This is a genomic window from Pseudomonas sp. 30_B (assembly GCF_017491605.1).
In the GTDB taxonomy this organism is placed as follows: Bacteria; Pseudomonadota; Gammaproteobacteria; order Pseudomonadales; family Pseudomonadaceae; genus Pseudomonas.
In genome coordinates this window covers 1-445 of the sequence record NZ_JAFGYY010000356.1, presented here as the reverse complement: position 1 = coordinate 445, position 445 = coordinate 1, and the positions used below count along the sequence as shown (strand labels likewise).

1 pseudogene is annotated in these 445 nt (G+C 69.4%); it reads left to right on the top strand.

Going from position 1 to position 445, the window contains the following annotated elements:
* Positions 1-445, top strand: a pseudogene (locus J5M67_RS28645) (hypothetical protein); the annotation flags it as partial.

The window sequence follows — 445 nt, the reverse complement described above, 5'->3', positions numbered from 1 at the left end:
CAGCGAGCCGATCCTGCTCGTCGGGATTCCGGAGAGCAAGCTGCTCGCGTTCCTGCGCCAGTACGTCGGCAAGTTCGCCGGCGCGCGCTTCGAGATCGGCAACGGCGACGCGGGCGCCGCGAGCCTCGACGCGATCTCCGGCGCGACCGTCACCGTGATCGCCGAAAACCAGTTGATCTCGCGCTGCGCGGTGGCGATCGCAAGCCAGGTCGGCATCGTGAAGGAGACCGTACTGCCGCAGGCGAAGCTGCTGCCGTCCGACGCGCGCGAGACGTGGCAGGCGCTCGTCGAGCGCGGCGCGATCGCGCACCTCGCGATCCGGCCGGACGATGTCGGCGCGCCGGACACGGGCGCGCCCTACCTCGATCTGTACTACGGCTACCTGAACGCGCCCGCGATCGGCAAGAGCATTCTCGGCGAGCACGAGTACGCGCAACTGATGAGC